The 15,793-nt window shown below is 40.1% G+C and carries 17 protein-coding genes; 13 read left to right on the top strand and 4 right to left on the bottom strand.

Annotation, left to right across the window (positions count from 1 at the left end):
* Nucleotides 1–231: 231 nt before the first annotated feature.
* Entirely contained in the window at nucleotides 232–585 is a 354-nt protein-coding gene (locus NY607_RS02160; RefSeq protein WP_048390391.1) for a DUF4260 domain-containing protein, read from the bottom strand.
* Nucleotides 586–1,011: a MerR family transcriptional regulator gene (locus tag NY607_RS02155; RefSeq protein WP_048390393.1), complete on the bottom strand. Its 426-nt coding sequence runs from the start codon at nucleotides 1,009–1,011 to the stop codon at nucleotides 586–588.
* Nucleotides 1,012–1,134: 123 nt separating this feature from the next.
* Between NY607_RS02155 and NY607_RS02150 the strand changes: the two genes are divergently transcribed.
* The 3 genes from NY607_RS02150 (at nucleotide 1,135) to NY607_RS02140 (ending at nucleotide 4,494) form a co-directional block, all read left to right on the top strand.
* Entirely contained in the window at nucleotides 1,135–1,641 is a 507-nt protein-coding gene (locus NY607_RS02150) for a sigma-70 family RNA polymerase sigma factor (protein WP_066037455.1), read from the top strand.
* The gene (locus tag NY607_RS02145; protein WP_131519864.1) at nucleotides 1,634–2,824 is read left to right on the top strand and encodes a hypothetical protein; all 1,191 of its coding nucleotides are present in this window, start codon (nucleotides 1,634–1,636) and stop codon (nucleotides 2,822–2,824) included. Before NY607_RS02150 ends, NY607_RS02145 begins: the two co-directional genes overlap by 8 nt.
* Before the next feature lie 221 nt (nucleotides 2,825–3,045).
* Nucleotides 3,046–4,494, top strand: a complete 1,449-nt coding sequence (locus NY607_RS02140; RefSeq protein ID WP_259419082.1) for a tetratricopeptide repeat-containing diguanylate cyclase — start codon at nucleotides 3,046–3,048, stop codon at nucleotides 4,492–4,494.
* Nucleotides 4,495–4,545: 51 nt separating this feature from the next.
* On the opposite strand, the gene NY607_RS02135 is transcribed toward NY607_RS02140, so the two are convergent.
* The gene (locus NY607_RS02135) at nucleotides 4,546–5,094 is read right to left on the bottom strand and encodes a GNAT family N-acetyltransferase (protein WP_004229045.1); all 549 of its coding nucleotides are present in this window, start codon (nucleotides 5,092–5,094) and stop codon (nucleotides 4,546–4,548) included.
* A gap of 165 nt (nucleotides 5,095–5,259) precedes the next feature.
* Between NY607_RS02135 and NY607_RS02130 the strand changes: the two genes are divergently transcribed.
* The 9 genes from NY607_RS02130 to NY607_RS02090 all read left to right on the top strand — a co-directional run bounded on the left by NY607_RS02130 (nucleotide 5,260) and on the right by NY607_RS02090 (nucleotide 13,416).
* Complete coding sequence (locus tag NY607_RS02130) at nucleotides 5,260–5,730, top strand: DUF2975 domain-containing protein (RefSeq protein ID WP_004229044.1); 471 nt, start codon at nucleotides 5,260–5,262, stop codon at nucleotides 5,728–5,730.
* A gap of 10 nt (nucleotides 5,731–5,740) precedes the next feature.
* On the top strand, nucleotides 5,741–5,962 hold the full coding sequence (locus NY607_RS02125) for a helix-turn-helix domain-containing protein (protein WP_004229042.1): 222 nt from the start codon (nucleotides 5,741–5,743) through the stop codon (nucleotides 5,960–5,962).
* Nucleotides 5,963–6,081: 119 nt separating this feature from the next.
* Nucleotides 6,082–6,732 (top strand): TetR/AcrR family transcriptional regulator, encoded by a 651-nt coding sequence (locus NY607_RS02120; protein ID WP_048390403.1) that lies wholly within the window; start codon nucleotides 6,082–6,084, stop codon nucleotides 6,730–6,732.
* A 56-nt stretch (nucleotides 6,733–6,788) separates the two neighbouring features.
* Nucleotides 6,789–9,107: an ABC transporter permease gene (locus NY607_RS02115; RefSeq protein ID WP_259419081.1), complete on the top strand. Its 2,319-nt coding sequence runs from the start codon at nucleotides 6,789–6,791 to the stop codon at nucleotides 9,105–9,107.
* A 5-nt stretch (nucleotides 9,108–9,112) separates the two neighbouring features.
* Nucleotides 9,113–9,868, top strand: coding sequence for an ABC transporter ATP-binding protein (locus NY607_RS02110; RefSeq protein ID WP_103117877.1), 756 nt, complete (start codon nucleotides 9,113–9,115; stop codon nucleotides 9,866–9,868).
* Nucleotides 9,869–9,971: 103 nt separating this feature from the next.
* Nucleotides 9,972–10,490, top strand: a complete 519-nt coding sequence (locus NY607_RS02105) for a sigma-70 family RNA polymerase sigma factor (protein WP_004229035.1) — start codon at nucleotides 9,972–9,974, stop codon at nucleotides 10,488–10,490.
* A complete protein-coding gene (locus NY607_RS02100; RefSeq protein WP_054550918.1) occupies nucleotides 10,477–11,139 on the top strand; it encodes a TIGR04104 family putative zinc finger protein in 663 nt (220 codons plus the stop codon). Before NY607_RS02105 ends, NY607_RS02100 begins: the two co-directional genes overlap by 14 nt.
* 141 nt (nucleotides 11,140–11,280) lie before the next feature.
* Nucleotides 11,281–11,832, top strand: a complete 552-nt coding sequence (locus NY607_RS02095) for a biotin transporter BioY (RefSeq protein WP_259419080.1) — start codon at nucleotides 11,281–11,283, stop codon at nucleotides 11,830–11,832.
* Nucleotides 11,833–11,850: 18 nt separating this feature from the next.
* The gene (locus NY607_RS02090; RefSeq protein WP_259419079.1) at nucleotides 11,851–13,416 is read left to right on the top strand and encodes an amidohydrolase; all 1,566 of its coding nucleotides are present in this window, start codon (nucleotides 11,851–11,853) and stop codon (nucleotides 13,414–13,416) included.
* A gap of 34 nt (nucleotides 13,417–13,450) precedes the next feature.
* On the opposite strand, the gene NY607_RS02085 is transcribed toward NY607_RS02090, so the two are convergent.
* A complete protein-coding gene (locus tag NY607_RS02085; protein WP_048390417.1) occupies nucleotides 13,451–13,660 on the bottom strand; it encodes a hypothetical protein in 210 nt (69 codons plus the stop codon).
* 212 nt (nucleotides 13,661–13,872) lie between these two features.
* Here NY607_RS02085 and NY607_RS02080 point away from each other — a divergent pair, with 212 nt between their 5' ends.
* Nucleotides 13,873–15,642: a glycerophosphodiester phosphodiesterase gene (locus NY607_RS02080; RefSeq protein ID WP_259419078.1), complete on the top strand. Its 1,770-nt coding sequence runs from the start codon at nucleotides 13,873–13,875 to the stop codon at nucleotides 15,640–15,642.
* The last annotated feature ends 151 nt before the right edge of the window (nucleotides 15,643–15,793 follow it).

The following is a 15,793-nucleotide window of genomic DNA, read 5'->3' as shown; positions in this document are numbered from 1 at the left end:
TTTTTTGATGCAAGAGAAAGGAGACTAGTTGACTGAAAATGACCATGCTTGGAATTAGTGTTCTGCCTGTTTTATACAAAACAAGAACAGCTAGCTTAAAGAGAGCAACTCCATATTCCGATGATGAATAATGGTAATCCCACCCCGAGAGAGCATTTAATTAGGAGATTTTTCTAACCCATTTCTACTAAAAATCGCAGTGTTAAATGGCTAGCCATACTTTCCTCCTCATTACGCAATCTGCTGTAAATGTGTCTTCTTAAAAGCGTCATCATATTTTAAACCATAGCCAAGTGCGCGATCTAAGAAAATATGTGCGAGCCAAATCAGGGCAGCCATCAGAGGTATTGATGTAGTCGTTAGCAAACCAATCACCATCAACATGGCAGGTAACACAAAACTATGCCCCATATTATAGAAAAGAGCGCCTATTTTTGTATTGATGAGATAGCCAACCATGGTGATGTCTGGGAGCAATAAAAACACAATAAAATAAAGCCATGGAAAATTTAGATGACCATAGAAAGAAGCTGTGATGATGAAAGCAAGGATATATTCGATTGAGATGATTTTACGTAGTGACATTTAACCACGACCTTCCAGTAAATTTTGATACATATCCTCAATGAGTAAGGCAATTTTTTCTTGATTTTCTTCAAATTGTCCGTCAGCCATTAACGTTTTTGTCAGTTGTAACGAATGAAGCGCATGCTGATAGAATCGTAGTTGCTGCTCAATTTGGGCAATCTTTGTGGAAAATAGCTGTACCGTTTCTTCATTACATGCTGTTGAAATAGGCTTTTGTTCGAGTGTCAGTAAATGTTTAATTTCTTGAAGCGTAAAGCCTAGCTGACGTAAAACGATAATAAATTTCATTGTATGTTCACACATGGCATCATACACACGGTAGCCATTGTCTTGTTTTTGCGGCTGTAAGAGTCCCTCTTTTTCATAGTAGCGAACGGTATCAGTTGTTAATTGAAATTTCTCGGCGAATTGTTTAATTTTCATGTAAGTACCTCCTAAATTCATCCTAACATTGGAGTATGCTCCAAGGTCAAGGTGCTTGAGGAAAAAATTTAAAAAAATGAAACGGTCATTCAGTGGCAGTCGTTTATAGTGTAAGAAGGGGAGGTGGACGGCATACTTGAGGAAATGATCGAAGAACATGCAGCACATTTATTACGTCTCGCCTATTTTTATGTAAAAAACCGACAAACCGCAGAGGATATTGTGCAAGAGGTCTTTATTAAATTTTCTCAGCGTGGTTATGAAGAACGCGGGCAGTTGCGTGCGTATTTATCCACTCTAACGATTAATCAAAGCAAGGATTATTTAAAAAGCTGGCATTATAAGAAATTACTATTACAAGAAAAAATATTTCCTATTCAGGGGAATAAACAACGAGATGAGCTTGTGGCAGCAGAGGAACGGTCTCACATTGGGGCAGCTATTTTAAAGCTTTCACTTACCTATCGGGAGCCTATTATCCTTTATTATTTTGAAGAAATGAAAATTCGTGATATTGCCCAGCTACTTGGCATTGCGGAGAATACGGTGAAAACAAGACTGAAGCGGGCAAGAGAAGCATTAAAGCCTCATCTAAAGCAGGAGGAATGGGAGGTGCTTAGACATGAATGAGATACAGAAGGAATTACTCAAAGTCGCTGGTGATATGACAGCAAGCAAAGAACGAGTCAAAAAACAAGTACTAAAACAGTCTATCAATAGAAGGAAGCCTTTTCGTTTCACTCTATTAACCATCCTACTGACACTTTGTGTGGTGGGGTTTATGATGGTGCAGCTTCTTACGAACGAAACAGAGCAAACAACCTCACTATTTCATGAAAGACAGCTTGAGCATTTCGAACGGATTAATCGGCTAATGTGGCCAGGGAAAGAGCAGGAATTTTATAAAGAGGAAGCCTATCTATCGTATGAGAAGCTCGTTGCCGCCTACTATTTTGCGAAATCATTAGGGATTGATTATTCTAAGGCAGAGCTAGAGGCGGAGAGAAAGAAGCAGGTAGAACAGTTGGAAATGCTTTATCAAGCATCTGAATACGAAGCACTATTTCAGGGATTAGCACCGAAACAGTATGTTGAAACATATCTCGAGCCCCTACTGCCGATGTATACAACGCGAACAAAGCTATATGCCTTCTATAAAGAAAAATATCCAACTTTTTATGCTTACCAAGAAGTAGCCAATATTGATGCCAAACGATATTTCCAAGCGCATTATACTGATCAGGCAACAGCCTTTCAAGAGGAGCATAAAATCGTAATACGGACCAGTTCACATGGCTCTTCAATGGTTGGAACAGTTGCAAAGGTTGAAGCGAATGTTTTCTTATTTATTGAAGGAGTGATTCCCGAGGACCTTGATCATATGACGGAAGAACAGCTTGCTGAAAAATATGAACAGGCCAATTGGTATCCTGTGCTGGATGATTTTCCTGTCAAGCAGGGGGATTATATTACTTTAACTTCTATGGGAACAGGCAGTATAGAGGAAAACGGGGTCGTAAGAAATTATGGTTTATTATCTAAACTGGAAAAGCTAGAGCCAACCATTACAAAAAAGCTTGAGCTAGAAAATGACAAAGAGGTCGCTCAGTTTTTACAGGATATCCCTTGGCAGCCCGCAAATTATATGAAAAGGCCACCCGAATATTCATTTGAAGTAGAAGGCGTCCGTATTGAAATGTGGAAGGGCTATGGGGGTTCAATTTATCTCCAAAAGGCTGGAAGCGGAGAAATTCACCTTAGTGCCAACAGAGCGAAGGCATTAATAGCCATCCTAGGCATAGAAGAATCTTAACAAGTCTCTTGAAAGAGGCTTGTTTTTTGTTTAGGGGAAAATTATAGTGAAAGTACCATGTTAAAATAACCTTTAATTGAATGTAGGAAAAAATACACAGTGATTTTCTTTATTAGGCCGAATTACTTAATGTCGAAAAAATAAATGAGTCCAAAGAATTGTAATATTTTAAGGTCAAAGGTAGTATTAAAGAAGTAAGGATGAAGAAAAGGAGGGGCGGTATGAACGCACAAGAATTTGAAGAACTATGGATTACGCTTAATGAGTTATATAATGCGGATCGTTTTTTAGAATATATAGAAATAAGTAGTGCCGCAATTGAAAGTGCCATTAAGCTTGAAATGTATGATAAGGCTATCCTTCTATTACGTTATAGCTGTGCCAGTTATTTTCAAACGGGTGATTTACAGCTTTCTATAAGTGTCCTTGAACAATATCGTGAGCTAACTTTTCAACATGGCAACGATATTGATGTAATTCAATATTACAATTTAGCAGCCATTTATTGGGGAACATTTGGTCATTTAAAGAAATCAGAAGAGTTGATGCTGAAAGGCTTAAAAATTGCTGAAGCAATTCAGCACGTGGAGAGCATGGGGAAAATCTATAACAATCTGAGCGACTTAGAAATATCCATGGGAAGCTATCGGACAGCTAAGGAATTTGCCTTAAAGAGTTTATATTATGCGAATGCGTTTGAAATAAAGCATAAAGAGCCTTATACAGGGATTATCCATCCGAAGACAAACCTAGCTGTTGCACTTATTTGGCTTGAAGAATTTGAGGAAGCCAATACGATATTACAAGAATTAATGGCAACGATTCATCATCCACCCTATTCGAAAGTACAACTTGAGGTACTCAATGCCTATGCCTTCCTGTGTGAAAGACAGGGACGTATAAGTGAGGCCATCGATTTATATCAAAAGACAAAGCATTATGCTTTACAAAACAATGACCTTTCTTTACTTCAATTAATTTATAATTCTTTAGTGAAGCTAATTGAGGAGCAAGGCAATAAAATTGTATTATGTGCGATACAAAAGGAATATATAAATATTTTGTTAGAAATCCAGCGTGAAAACTATTCACATGTATTGTTTGAAATGGAATATAACGATCATAAGAAGCAGTTTGAAAAAAATGCCTATATTGATCCTCTGACGAATATTTACAATCGTCGCTATTTTGATGAACAGGCCAAAAAGATGGTCGAAAAGGCGACTGAAAATCATCAGCAATTGGCCTTGATGATGGTGGATTTAGACCATTTTAAAGAAATCAATGACATGAATGGTCATTTATTTGGCGATGATGCTTTGACGAATACAGCCAAAACTTTACAGGACTATTTTCAGCCCTTTGAGTCCATTGTTGCCCGTTTTGGTGGGGATGAATTCATTGTGTTGAGTCAAGTAAAGGAAGGTGAATCAGTGCAAACATTGGCTGACAACCTGTATCAAACCTTAACGGCACTGTCACTAACAGTGAATAATCAAACGGTTCAGTTGGAATTTAGTATTGGTGTCAGTACGAATGATCATGGCAAAATTCAGAAAGTAGAGGAGCTTATCCAGCATGCGGATGAAGCGCTCTATAAATCAAAGCGTAACGGCCGCAACCAAATTACGCACTATAATCATTATTGCGATATGGGAAATGGTATTTAAAAGAGAGAGAGGCATATCTACGAGGGAAGTGCCTCTTTCGTAAACGTGTTGCTAGTGTGATGGATTAAGCAAGCCATAAAACACAATATCTTCAAAAGTACCGTTTTTATAAATATGATCCTTTAAGGTTCCCTCATAGCGCATGCCACATTTCTCCATAATTTTCCCAGAGGCGGGATTGGAATGGAAATACCGGGCGTAAATACGATGATACTGTTTCTCCTGAAAGGCAAATTCTATCATCGCTTGAGCAGCTTCTGTTCCGTAGCCATTACCCCAATAGGGCTCTCCAATCCAATAAGCGATTTCTCCTCTTTGATGTTGGGATTGATTTGACAGTCCTATCGCTCCATATAATTGTCCACTTTGTTTGTCTGTTATCGCGAATTCGTAACTTCGATTTTCCTCAAAGTTTTGTTGATGCGTGGAAATCCATGATAATGCACATTCTAATGTATAAGGATAAGGTAAACTCAATGTGCTTTTATAGATCGCATAATTGTTACATAAAACACTTACTTCCTGTGCATCTGCTTGCGTAAAAAGTCGAAGTATTAAACGTGTCGTTTCTATCGTCTTTTCGGTTGGCGAATAAATCATCGAATACCCCCTTTTCAATGGTTGGATTGATTATAGCACAATAAAAAGTAAAGTAAACCAAATAATGGGTGTTATAACGCATCTTGAATTGGAATAAAAATTTATTGAAAAACGATAAACTATATGATAAATTAAACAGGAGAATAAATAAAAGAGGTGCGTAAGATGAAACGAGAAACGCTCTTTTTAAAGATAGCTGTTTTTCTAATAGGTATACCCGTTCTTGCCTTATGTGTATGGGTGGTGCCTCGTGTTGCTTTGAATACAGTGGAGCATTCTCCCATTTTAACCATTGTTGCTTTAATTGGCGTCTATGCAACGGCTATTGCTTATTTTGTTGCGCTATTTACGACGATCAAACTATTAAGCTATATTGACCAAAACATTGCATTTTCAGAGCTGTCTGTCAAAGCTTTAATCAAGATCAAATATTGTGCAATTCTTATTAGTAGTGTTTACGTGGTTGGCATGCCACTGATATACTATGCTGCGGAAGTAGACGATGCCCCAGGTCTTATCCTTATCGGAATGGTCATTATTTTTGCTTCCTTTGTCGTGGCAGTCTTTGCTGCTGTGCTGCAAAAGCTTCTAAAAAATGCCATCGATATCAAATCAGAAAATGATCTAACGGTTTGAGGTGAATACTATGGCAATGATCATTAACATTGATGTAATGCTGGCGAAACGAAAAATGAGTGTCACAGAGCTTTCAGAAAAAGTTGGCATCACGATGGCGAACCTTTCGATTTTAAAAAACGGCAAGGCCAAAGCCATCCGCTTTTCAACATTAGAGGCTATTTGTGAGGCATTGGATTGCCAGCCTGGCGATATTTTGGAATATCGGAAGAACGAGGAACTACAAAAATAAGGATCTGCGTAAAGCAGATTCTTTTTTTTGTAGAAATTATTGCCAACAGAAGTAGTCCTATGCTAGGATAAAGAAGAGATATATCGACAGGCAGTCGGTCAATTATAAGGAGTTGTCTTATGAGAGAAATAAAAAAAGCGGAAGAACGCAGAAATGAAATATTAGATGCAGCGGATGAATTATTTGCACAGAAGGGATTTGATGGCACTAGTACGAGTAATATTTTGGAAAAAGTAGGCATTGCTCGAGGTACCCTCTATTATCACTTTAAATCTAAGGAAGACATTATGGATGCGCTCATTGAGCGTTATACAAGCACAATGCTCGCAAAGGCGAAAACCGTTGCAGCAGACAAGACTATAGCTGTAAATGAGCGGATATTGCGCGTTGTCATGGCATTGAATATGCAAAATGAACAGGGTGGACAGGAAATGATGGAGCATGTTCATAGACCGCAAAATGCCTTGATGCACCGTAAAATACAGCAAGTGGTCATCAATCAAGTGCCACCAATCCTTACTGCCATTATTCGGGAGGGCATTGAGCAAGGTATTTACCAAACGCCTTATCCCTATGAGTGTATGGAAATGATTATCGCTTATACCAATACGGTATTCGATGATGATCTCGTGTTGATGACAGATGAGGAAAGAGCTGCTCGTATTCCGGCATTAATTTTTAATATTGAACGAATGCTAGGGGTGGAAAGTGGTAGCTTATTGTATATGATGCGAATGTTTGGAAATAAAGGAGAAGGCAGTCCGAACTAAATATTTTAGGTCTTGTTAGATTTGATGGCGATTAACAATATACAAAGAGGTGACTTATGTATTGGAAAATTGTGCGAAATGATATGGCAAATAGTAAGCTAATTACAGGTATGACCATGCTATTTGTGGCGGTAGCAGCTTTACTTGTCACACTATCAGCAGTACTTATGGTCCATTTGACAAGCGCAATTGACACACTGATGAAACAAGCAGAAACGTCTCATTTTCTTCAGATGCATGCAGGGGAAATCGATCAAGTGCGGCTTTCTGAATTTGCAGAGCAAAATAAATATGTAGATGAATATCAAATGAATGAATTTTTAAATGTGGAGGGCTCGAAGATCCATATTGCGGGTACCACATTGGCACACAGTGTGCAGGACAATGGTTTCAGCACACAAAGTGAGAAATTTGATTATTTACTTGATCTTGATGGTCATGTGATTGAAGTGGCAAATGGTGATATTTATGTACCTGTAAGCTATTGGAAGGACGGCATTGCCGACTTGGGGGATACTGTCATCGTTCATGATCAAACCTTTACAATAGCAGGATTTCTAAGGGATTCACAGATGAACTCAATGCTGGCTTCCTCCAAACGCTTTCTTGTCAGTGAACAAGATTATGCAGCAATCCAGGAAGCGGGAACAGTTGAATATTTAATTGAGTTTCGTTTGAAAAATTTAGCGGATTTAAAGAATTTTGAAGAAGCCTATACAAGTGCAGGGTTAGAAGCAAATGGACCAACCATTACCTATAAGCTTTTTCAAATGCTGAATGCCATATCAGATGGGCTTATGATTGCTGTTATCTTGCTCATCAGTGTCCTTGTAGTCGCTATTGCGTTTATGTGTATTCGATTTACATTGCTCACTAAAATTGAAGAGGATACTCGAGAAATCGGTGTGATGAAAGCAATTGGCCTACGAGTGGCAGATATTCAGAAAATGTATCTAGCCAAATATGGCGTTATAGCTGTGATTGGTTGTATGCTCGGTTTTGCCTGTTCCTTCTTCCTTCGAGATATTCTATTAGAAAATATCCGTCTGTTCATGGGAGAAACGGACAATGTTTCACTCATTTGGTTGTTCACAGGTTTGGGGTTGTTGCTCGTGTTTATCGTGATTATGGGCTATGTACAATCGGTACTGAAACAGTTTCGCAAGCTATCAGCCACGCAGGCTCTGCGCTTTGGCACAATGCAAGGAAAAGGGCAACATGCAAAATTATTGAACCTCAGCGCCAATAAAAGGCTACCGATTAATCTTTTCCTTGGCATAAAGGATGTGCTATCACGAAAAACACTTTATGCGACAATGCTTGCAGTATTAGTATTGGCAACATTTATTATCATCGTCCCTCAAAACTTACACAACACAATTGCAGCTAAAAGCTTTATTACGTATATGGGTATTGGGAACAGTGACATCCGAATTGATATCCCACAAGGCAAGCAAAATGAACAACAGGTGGCAGCGGTGATGGATAGGCTTGAGCATGACACAGCCATTAAGAATTACACTGTTTTGACAACAAAAAAATTCACAACGATTGCCGAGGACGGAACAGCGCAAAACCTAAAAATAGAGCTGGGTGACCATACGATTTTTCCCTTAGAATATGCACACGGAGAGGCTCCGGTTGCTCCTAATGAAGTGGCACTTTCGGTGCTCAATGCAGAGGAGCTTCAAAAAAAGGTTGGCGATAGTTTAGCAGTGGTCATTAATGGACAGAAGAAAAATTTGAGGATCAGCGGTATTTATTCAGATATTACCAATGGAGGCAAGACTGCGAAGGCAGCTTTCTCTGACCATTCTACGGATAGCATGTGGAGTGTCGTCTATAGTACGATGGCAGATCCATCTCTTGTTGCAGATAAAAGGGCGGAATATGCAAAAACCTTCTCATTTGCCAAAGTGTCAGGTATTGATGATTATATTTATCAAACTTTTGGTACGACGATTCATGCCATCGAAAAGGCAGCTCGTGCAGCACTCGTCATTGCCTTATTGCTGTGTGTGCTCGTGACATTATTATTTATGAATATGCTGATTGCGAAGGATCAAGCGCCCATCGCTATCATGAAGGCATTGGGATTCACGAATGTCGATATAGCTACACAATATGCTGCACGTTCGATTTTTGTATTACTGCTTGCTATCTCGATGGGGACGTTGCTCGCAAACACGTTAGGTGAATATTTAACTAGTACGGTCATTGCCTCATTCGGGGCGGCTTCCTTTGATTTTATGATTAATCCACTAGCAGCGTATGTTTTTTGCCCACTAGCGCTTACAAGCGTTGTTCTGCTAGCTACGCTATTTGGTACGTCAAGGGCAGGGCAGGTAAAAATTATTGAGCATATAAAGGAGTAGAACCTATGAATATCGTAAGTGGTGAGCAAATAGCAAAGACGTTTCAGGTAGGCAAAGAACAGCATCCCGTTTTACTGGATGTATCAGTTGCCATCAATCAAGGGGAGTTTATTTCCATCATGGGCCCATCAGGCTGTGGTAAATCGACACTGTTGTATGCCCTTAGCGGAATGGACAGTATTGATCAAGGTCAGGTCATCTTTGATGGAATGGACTTAACGACATTAAGTGACAAAGAACTGGCTGATTTGCGTAGAACGAAAATGGGCTTTGTCTTTCAGCAGCCGACCTTTCTAAAAAGCTTAAATATCCTCGATAATATCCTGTTACCTGCGATGCGTGATGAGCGAAAAAATGTCAGGGCCTTGACAGAAAGGGCACTACAGATCATGAACAAAATGGGGATTGCAGACTTGGCAAAGCGAGATATTACACAAGTGTCTGGTGGGCAGCTTCAACGGGCAGGCATCTGCCGGGCCTTGATTAGCAACCCGCAGGTGATCTTTGGAGATGAACCCACAGGCGCATTGAATTCAACGTCTGCTCAGGAAATCATGGATTTATTAGCCTCCATCAATAGTGAAGGCACAACGGTGATGCTTGTGACCCATGATCCAAAGATTGCCGCAAGAACAGAGCGTATCCTTTTTATGTCTGATGGTGCTATCGTGAATGAATTGAGATTGCCTCGATTCACAGGCGCCGATTTAGACGATCGAATGCTCAAAGTTGTCTCTACTATGCAAAAAATAGGTATTTAGCTTGAAGAAATCCGTAATGATTTAAAAATTACGGATTTTTTTTGATAAAATGAATCGCATTCGTTATGGCGACCGTCAGTAGTGTAGAAAGTAGGTGAGGGCAATGATGGCTATTGAACAGATAATCGAGGAGCACGGTGATTACTTACTAAAGGTCGCCTATCTATATGTAAAAAATAAGGCAACGGCGGAGGACATCGTGCAGGATGTGTTCATCGCCTTTTATCAAAAGCAGGGACAGTTTCGTCAGGAAGCATCCTTACGTACATATTTAGTGAAAATGACGGTTAATCGAAGTCACGATTATTTACGAAGTTGGAAAAGTAAACGACTGACATTGTTTGAAAAGATCACGGGGCGCACAACAGCTATGACACCTGAAAAGGAGATGCTAGAGAAAACGGTAAAAAAAGAGCTGGTAGAGGCATTGTTTACATTATCAGTTGCCTATCGAGAGGTCTTGATTTTGTATTATTTTGAGGAGATGTCGACAGTGGAAATTGCACAGCTTGTACACTGTCCAGAAGCAACGATTCGCACAAGATTACAGCGAGCTCGTAAACAATTAGCAACAGCAATGGGTGACTTTGATTGGGAGGTGCTACGCCATGAATCAATTTAAAGAGGAACTATTAAAGGAGCTACAAGATGTCAAGCTCTCACAGCAGCGCAAACAGGTAATCGCGGAGAAAGCACGACGAAAAGTTCAACGTAAAGCAGATGGTCAATGGACATATCGCATCGTGTTCGCAACCTTTACTATTTTTGTTATCGGTTTTAGCTATATCTTGACACAACAGAAGGGGCAACAGAGTTCAGGCCATCAGGCGGCTAGCCTACAGTCCGATAATTGGCATTGGTGGTCACTATTTGCTTCGGATTATGTAAGAGGAATGATTTTACTGAGCATTTTTATAGGCGCTACATTTATTGTCAAACGCTATCTATTGAAAAAGGGGTATGGTTTACCTGTTTGTATTGAATGTGGGGAGAGTTGGTCTGAGAAGGATGCACGTAAATTATATCGCAAAAATAGTGAAATTGTGTGCCCTCATTGTGGACAAAAACAATATCGCACAAAAAAATCCATGCAAATCAGTGGTGTAATGACGATGCCAGTGCCACTGCTGATTATGCTACAGCATGTTTTCCATCATTTTGTTATCGGTCTCATTTTCTTTTTAGTGGGCATGTTCTTCTACCATTATCAAATTGCGCCATATGTGTTTAAGCTACAAGAGAAAGACCCGATGAATGAACCTTTATGGTAATGATTTTGGCAAGAAATTGCTAGGCTAATCTAGCAATTTCTTTTTTTATTCTAAAATAGATTGACAATGGTTTTCATTTGCTTTATCTTTGTGTTAACTTATTTTTATTATTAGTTAACGCACAAGGGGAGGCTTTTTACATTGAAAAAAGGAAGTACATATCAATATGTGTTAGCAGCATTTGGGGCAGCAATAATCGCAGTTTTAGCACAGGTAACAATCCCACTACCACTTATCCCGATTACAGGTCAAACGTTAGCGGTTGGAATTATCGTGACGATTTTAGGGACAAGATTAGGCACGTTATCTGTTCTATTATATATTTTACTAGGGGCAGCAGGTTTACCTGTATTTAGCGGTATGTCAGGTGGACTAGGAATTTTAGTTGGTCCAACAGGTGGATATATTGTAGGCTTCCTTGCCACAGCCTTTATTATGGGCTTATACTTAGATAAATTTGGTATTACATTTACTCAAGCTATTATTGCGAATATCATTGGGATGATTGTTACATTAGCGTTTGGGACAGTGTGGTTAAAAATTGTAGCAGATTATACATGGACAGCTGCCTTTATGGGTGGTGTTGCACCATTTATCGTGGTTGGTATCGTCAAAGCGGTACTTGCAGCATGGATTGGTGTGATCGTTCGACGTCGCTTAGAAAGAGCGCACTTAATTGAAGCAATAGCATAGGACATGGGAGGAATTGTTTTGGCAACATTATGGACAGGTGGTAAGATTTACACGATGGCTCAGGTTGGTGAAACAGTGGATGCAGTCCTTGTTGAAGATGGAAAAATTGTGGCGACAGGCTCAGTGGAGAGCTTGTCGCCACTAGCTGCTTCTATCCAACATTTAGAGGGCAATATCATGTATCCAGGCTTTGTCGACAGCCATTTACATATTATTGGCTACGGAGAAAAACTCAAGCATCTTGATGTATCGGCAGTTACGAGTAAAGAGGCGTTACTTGTGAAGCTTCAGGAGCGAATGGCTGAGGCGTCAGCACATGAATGGGTCATTGCGATTGGACTAAATGAAAACCAATTTGAGGAGCCCGTTTTTCCGACCTTAGCAGAGCTAGATGCCCTTGGAGATGCTCATTTAATCATTAAACGGAGCTGTCATCATTTGATTCTAGCCAATTCCAAGGCACTCGCTTTTGCAGGAATTACAAATAGGACTCCTTCGCCAGAGGGGGGTGTCATTGACAAAGTAGATGGTCAGCTCACAGGGATCCTAAAGGATGCTGCCTTGTATTTAATTGTTAACCAGATGCCACATATTACACCTGCGTATATTGAGGATGCACTGACAAAGGCGGTGACCTCATTGCAATCCTATGGTTTAGTAGGGGGACATTCAGAGGATTTAAGCTATTATGGACCGCCAAGCCAGCCGATTCAGGCTTATCGCAAAATAGTAGAGGCACAGCAATCCTTTAAGGTGCATGTATTACAGCATCATACAGTCTTTGAAGAGGTTGCGAAGATGGATTTAGCTTCCTCACCATTTTTGGAGTTTGGTGCGATGAAAATTTTTATTGATGGAGCCTTTGGAGGTCGTACGGCTGCACTACGTCAGCCTTACTGCGATGATTCGGACAATGCAGGGATGCTTATTCATACAACTGAGCAATTAACAAGCTATGTTCAGCTGGCGCGTCAATATGGACAAACCGTTGCCGTGCATGCCATTGGGGATTTAGCAATCGACACGATTTTAGACGTTTTTGCGGCATATCCTCCTCAGGAAGGTCAGCTTGATCGCGTAATTCACTGTAGCTTAGTCGATGAGGAACTATTAGCCAAGCTAGCTGCATTACCAGTGGCAGTGGATATGCAGCCGCAGTTTGTACAGGGAGAATACCAAGCAGAGCTATCGAGACTTGGAGAGGAGCGCGCACAGGGCTTACATCCTTTAAAATCGCTTCTTGACAGAGGGCTGATTGTCGCAGGCGGCAGTGATGCGCCAATTGAAGTGCCAAACCCGTTGCATGGTATTTATGCGGCTGTCACTAGAAGAAATTTTGGGGAAACACATGATGGCTATAACCCTCATGAGAAAATTTCCCGATTTGAGGCAGTCCGTTTGTATACAGTAGGAGCGGCTGAAATCATTGGACAGCAATTGATGCGTGGCAAAATTGCAGAAGGCTTTGCTGCAGACTTTACGATTTTACAAGAAGACGTTTTTACGGTAGAGATGGAGCAGCTTCCACACATTCAAGTCGCATGTACGGTTGTGAATGGTCAGATAGTATATGAAAATCGCTGAGAAGGTTATCCTTCCCAGCGATTTTTTTATGGGACTATTGTTTGTCAGTTAATTGTTTTACTTGTTGTTCTAGGGTCGACACACGTTTTGATAAGTCCTCTACTTGCTGTTGCATGGTTGGTGGAGGAGACACAGGGGCAGTGGATTTCATTTTTTTGATCATATGGATCATTACGAAAAAGATCGCTAGAAACATACATAAAAGAACGGTTGTACTAATGATATCACCAAGGTTGAATTTCATGTTTGCGCTCCTTTCTGTAGCGGGTATCTAGTTATATACAGGGTGGCCTGCTAAAAAGTTTCAAAAAAATGGTGAATGTCACGATTAATACAAAAATTGACGCCTACTTTGGTGTAGAGGAGTGCTATTTTATTGGCTTCGAGGAATGGGTCATAGCAGTCAAAACATACGTTAGTAGTGAGCGATTTTAACAGCATGATAGGGGTGAGTATGTGCACAAGGCAGGACAAGTAATGCGACAGGCTGTCCATAATATTTATGTTTATCGATTCGATTATGTACAGGTTTTTGCATTAATTAGAATCTTTCAGTTTTTATTAATGATCCCTGTAACCTCTATCGTTTTGAAGCTCATGCTACGAGTAACAGGGTTTACACATATTACTGAGCAAAATTGGCAAAGCTTTGTGACGCATCCCTTTGTGATGATAATGATTTGTCTATTAATTTTGCTGTTTTTATTATTTGTATATTATGAGATGGGCTTTCTATTTCTCATGGCCTTTCATCAGCAACGAGGACTTCGTTACCGATTTCTTCCTTTATGGCAACAATTAAATCGCAAGGTTGTCTATTTTTTTAGTGTGCAAGTTCTATTTCTCATCGTCTATTTAGCACTATTAATGCCACTAGCTTCCTTTATGCTACCCCTTACATTGACTCAATCCATCTCCCTACCACATTTTCTAACTGAAGAAATCATGAGTAGTCAAGCGGGTAGGCTAGCATATGCTGCGGTGGCAAGCATCATCGTGATGATAGGTATTCGAAGCATCTTAACGTTACCTATCTTTACAATCCAGCCGAACATCTCTATTTTGCGTTCTTTTAAGCAAAGCTGGCGATTTTCCAAGCGTGGTTTATTTGAACTAGTCGTGCTACTAGCTATGCTTTTAACAGGTCATCTGTTGATGATGCTTGGTATCACAGTGGTCGCTACGTTTCCCCTCTATTTAATTGAACGTTTAATGCCAAGTGCAGCCTTGGTTACGGCTGGGCTGACACTAGCCTTTTTAGAAATGGTCTTTGTGGTGCTATTTAGTTTATTACAGGCGATGTTTTCACAAGTTATGGTCGCCATCACGTATAATACGCTAGTTATAGGAAAAGTGAGCGGAACTACACATCGGAAGCGGCACTATAAGCCATTACTATTGATCAGTGGCATTGTGTTTCTCGTATTAAGTATGATGAATATCAATTCATTAGAGAAAAGTGTCTATGCGCCAGATACCAAAATTATTGCCCACCGCGGCTATGTAGCAGGCAATGTAGAAAATACAATTAGTGGATTGGTGAGTGCAGCCAATGCGGGGGCAGATTTAATTGAAATCGACATTCAACAAACGGTGGATGGGGAATTCGTCGTCTTCCATGATCGAACATTACGAAGGTTAGCAGGTAAAAATGGTGTTATTGCGAATATGACCCTGAGCGAACTAAAAACGTTAACCATTCATCAAAATGGCTTTAGCGATAAAATTGCTTCATTAGATGATTGTATTGAAATTGCCAAAGCGTTAGATGTGGCGCTTCTAATCGAATTAAAGGTGCATGGTCAAGAAACAGAAGATGTTTTACCTAAATTAGTAGAGAAGCTACGAAAATACAAGGTGCTAGATTCCTATTATGTGCAATCCGCTGATGGACAGAAAATGACGCAATTAAAAAAATTGGTGCCGAATTTGCGAGTCGGTATTGTCTATGCACTCAATATTGGACCGATGGAGGAAAATGTTGATTTTATCGCATTGGAGGAATCCTGGGTAACGGAGCAGCTTATCGAAGAATTGAAGCAACATCCGACCGATTTATTTGTTTGGACACTCAATGACGACCGCTCCCTGCAAACCTTTATCGAAAAAAATGTCAGCGGCGTCATCACTGACCACCCCGACGTCGCCCGCGAGCTAAGAACCCAGCAAAGCGAAAACCAGTATTTCTTACAGCGCATCCTGAATCGTCTGAGATTTATCTTTTGATCGGGGGAGAATAAAATTGCGAAGAAGCGAATATCCAAAAGCAAAGCACCGCCATCTAGTAAATCGAATATTCAAGAGAAGTCGCTCGCAAATCGCTATCGCTCAAAATGAGGAAGCAAAGCTCTAGCCATAAAAATGGAGACAGTTTGTA

The sequence above is a fragment of the Lysinibacillus sp. A4 genome (assembly GCF_024919535.1).
In the GTDB taxonomy this organism is placed as follows: Bacteria; Bacillota; Bacilli; order Bacillales_A; family Planococcaceae; genus Lysinibacillus; species Lysinibacillus capsici.
The sequence above is the reverse complement of the archived record's forward strand: the minus strand, read 5'-3'. Positions and strand labels throughout refer to the sequence as shown.

What these genes read in the sequence shown, in the direction of transcription:
- NY607_RS02160 (WP_048390391.1), bottom strand. Translation starts at nt 585, where the DNA reads ATGTCACTACGTAAAATCATCTCAATCGAATATATCCTTGCTTTCATC.
- NY607_RS02155 (WP_048390393.1), bottom strand. Translation starts at nt 1,011, where the DNA reads ATGAAAATTAAACAATTCGCCGAGAAATTTCAATTAACAACTGATACC.
- NY607_RS02145 (WP_131519864.1), top strand. Translation starts at nt 1,634, where the DNA reads ATGAATGAGATACAGAAGGAATTACTCAAAGTCGCTGGTGATATGACA.
- NY607_RS02140 (WP_259419082.1), top strand. Translation starts at nt 3,046, where the DNA reads ATGAACGCACAAGAATTTGAAGAACTATGGATTACGCTTAATGAGTTA.
- NY607_RS02135 (WP_004229045.1), bottom strand. Translation starts at nt 5,094, where the DNA reads ATGATTTATTCGCCAACCGAAAAGACGATAGAAACGACACGTTTAATA.
- NY607_RS02130 (WP_004229044.1), top strand. Translation starts at nt 5,260, where the DNA reads ATGAAACGAGAAACGCTCTTTTTAAAGATAGCTGTTTTTCTAATAGGT.
- NY607_RS02125 (WP_004229042.1), top strand. Translation starts at nt 5,741, where the DNA reads ATGGCAATGATCATTAACATTGATGTAATGCTGGCGAAACGAAAAATG.
- NY607_RS02120 (WP_048390403.1), top strand. Translation starts at nt 6,082, where the DNA reads ATGAGAGAAATAAAAAAAGCGGAAGAACGCAGAAATGAAATATTAGAT.
- NY607_RS02115 (WP_259419081.1), top strand. Translation starts at nt 6,789, where the DNA reads ATGTATTGGAAAATTGTGCGAAATGATATGGCAAATAGTAAGCTAATT.
- NY607_RS02110 (WP_103117877.1), top strand. Translation starts at nt 9,113, where the DNA reads ATGAATATCGTAAGTGGTGAGCAAATAGCAAAGACGTTTCAGGTAGGC.
- NY607_RS02105 (WP_004229035.1), top strand. Translation starts at nt 9,972, where the DNA reads ATGATGGCTATTGAACAGATAATCGAGGAGCACGGTGATTACTTACTA.
- NY607_RS02100 (WP_054550918.1), top strand. Translation starts at nt 10,477, where the DNA reads ATGAATCAATTTAAAGAGGAACTATTAAAGGAGCTACAAGATGTCAAG.
- NY607_RS02085 (WP_048390417.1), bottom strand. Translation starts at nt 13,660, where the DNA reads ATGAAATTCAACCTTGGTGATATCATTAGTACAACCGTTCTTTTATGT.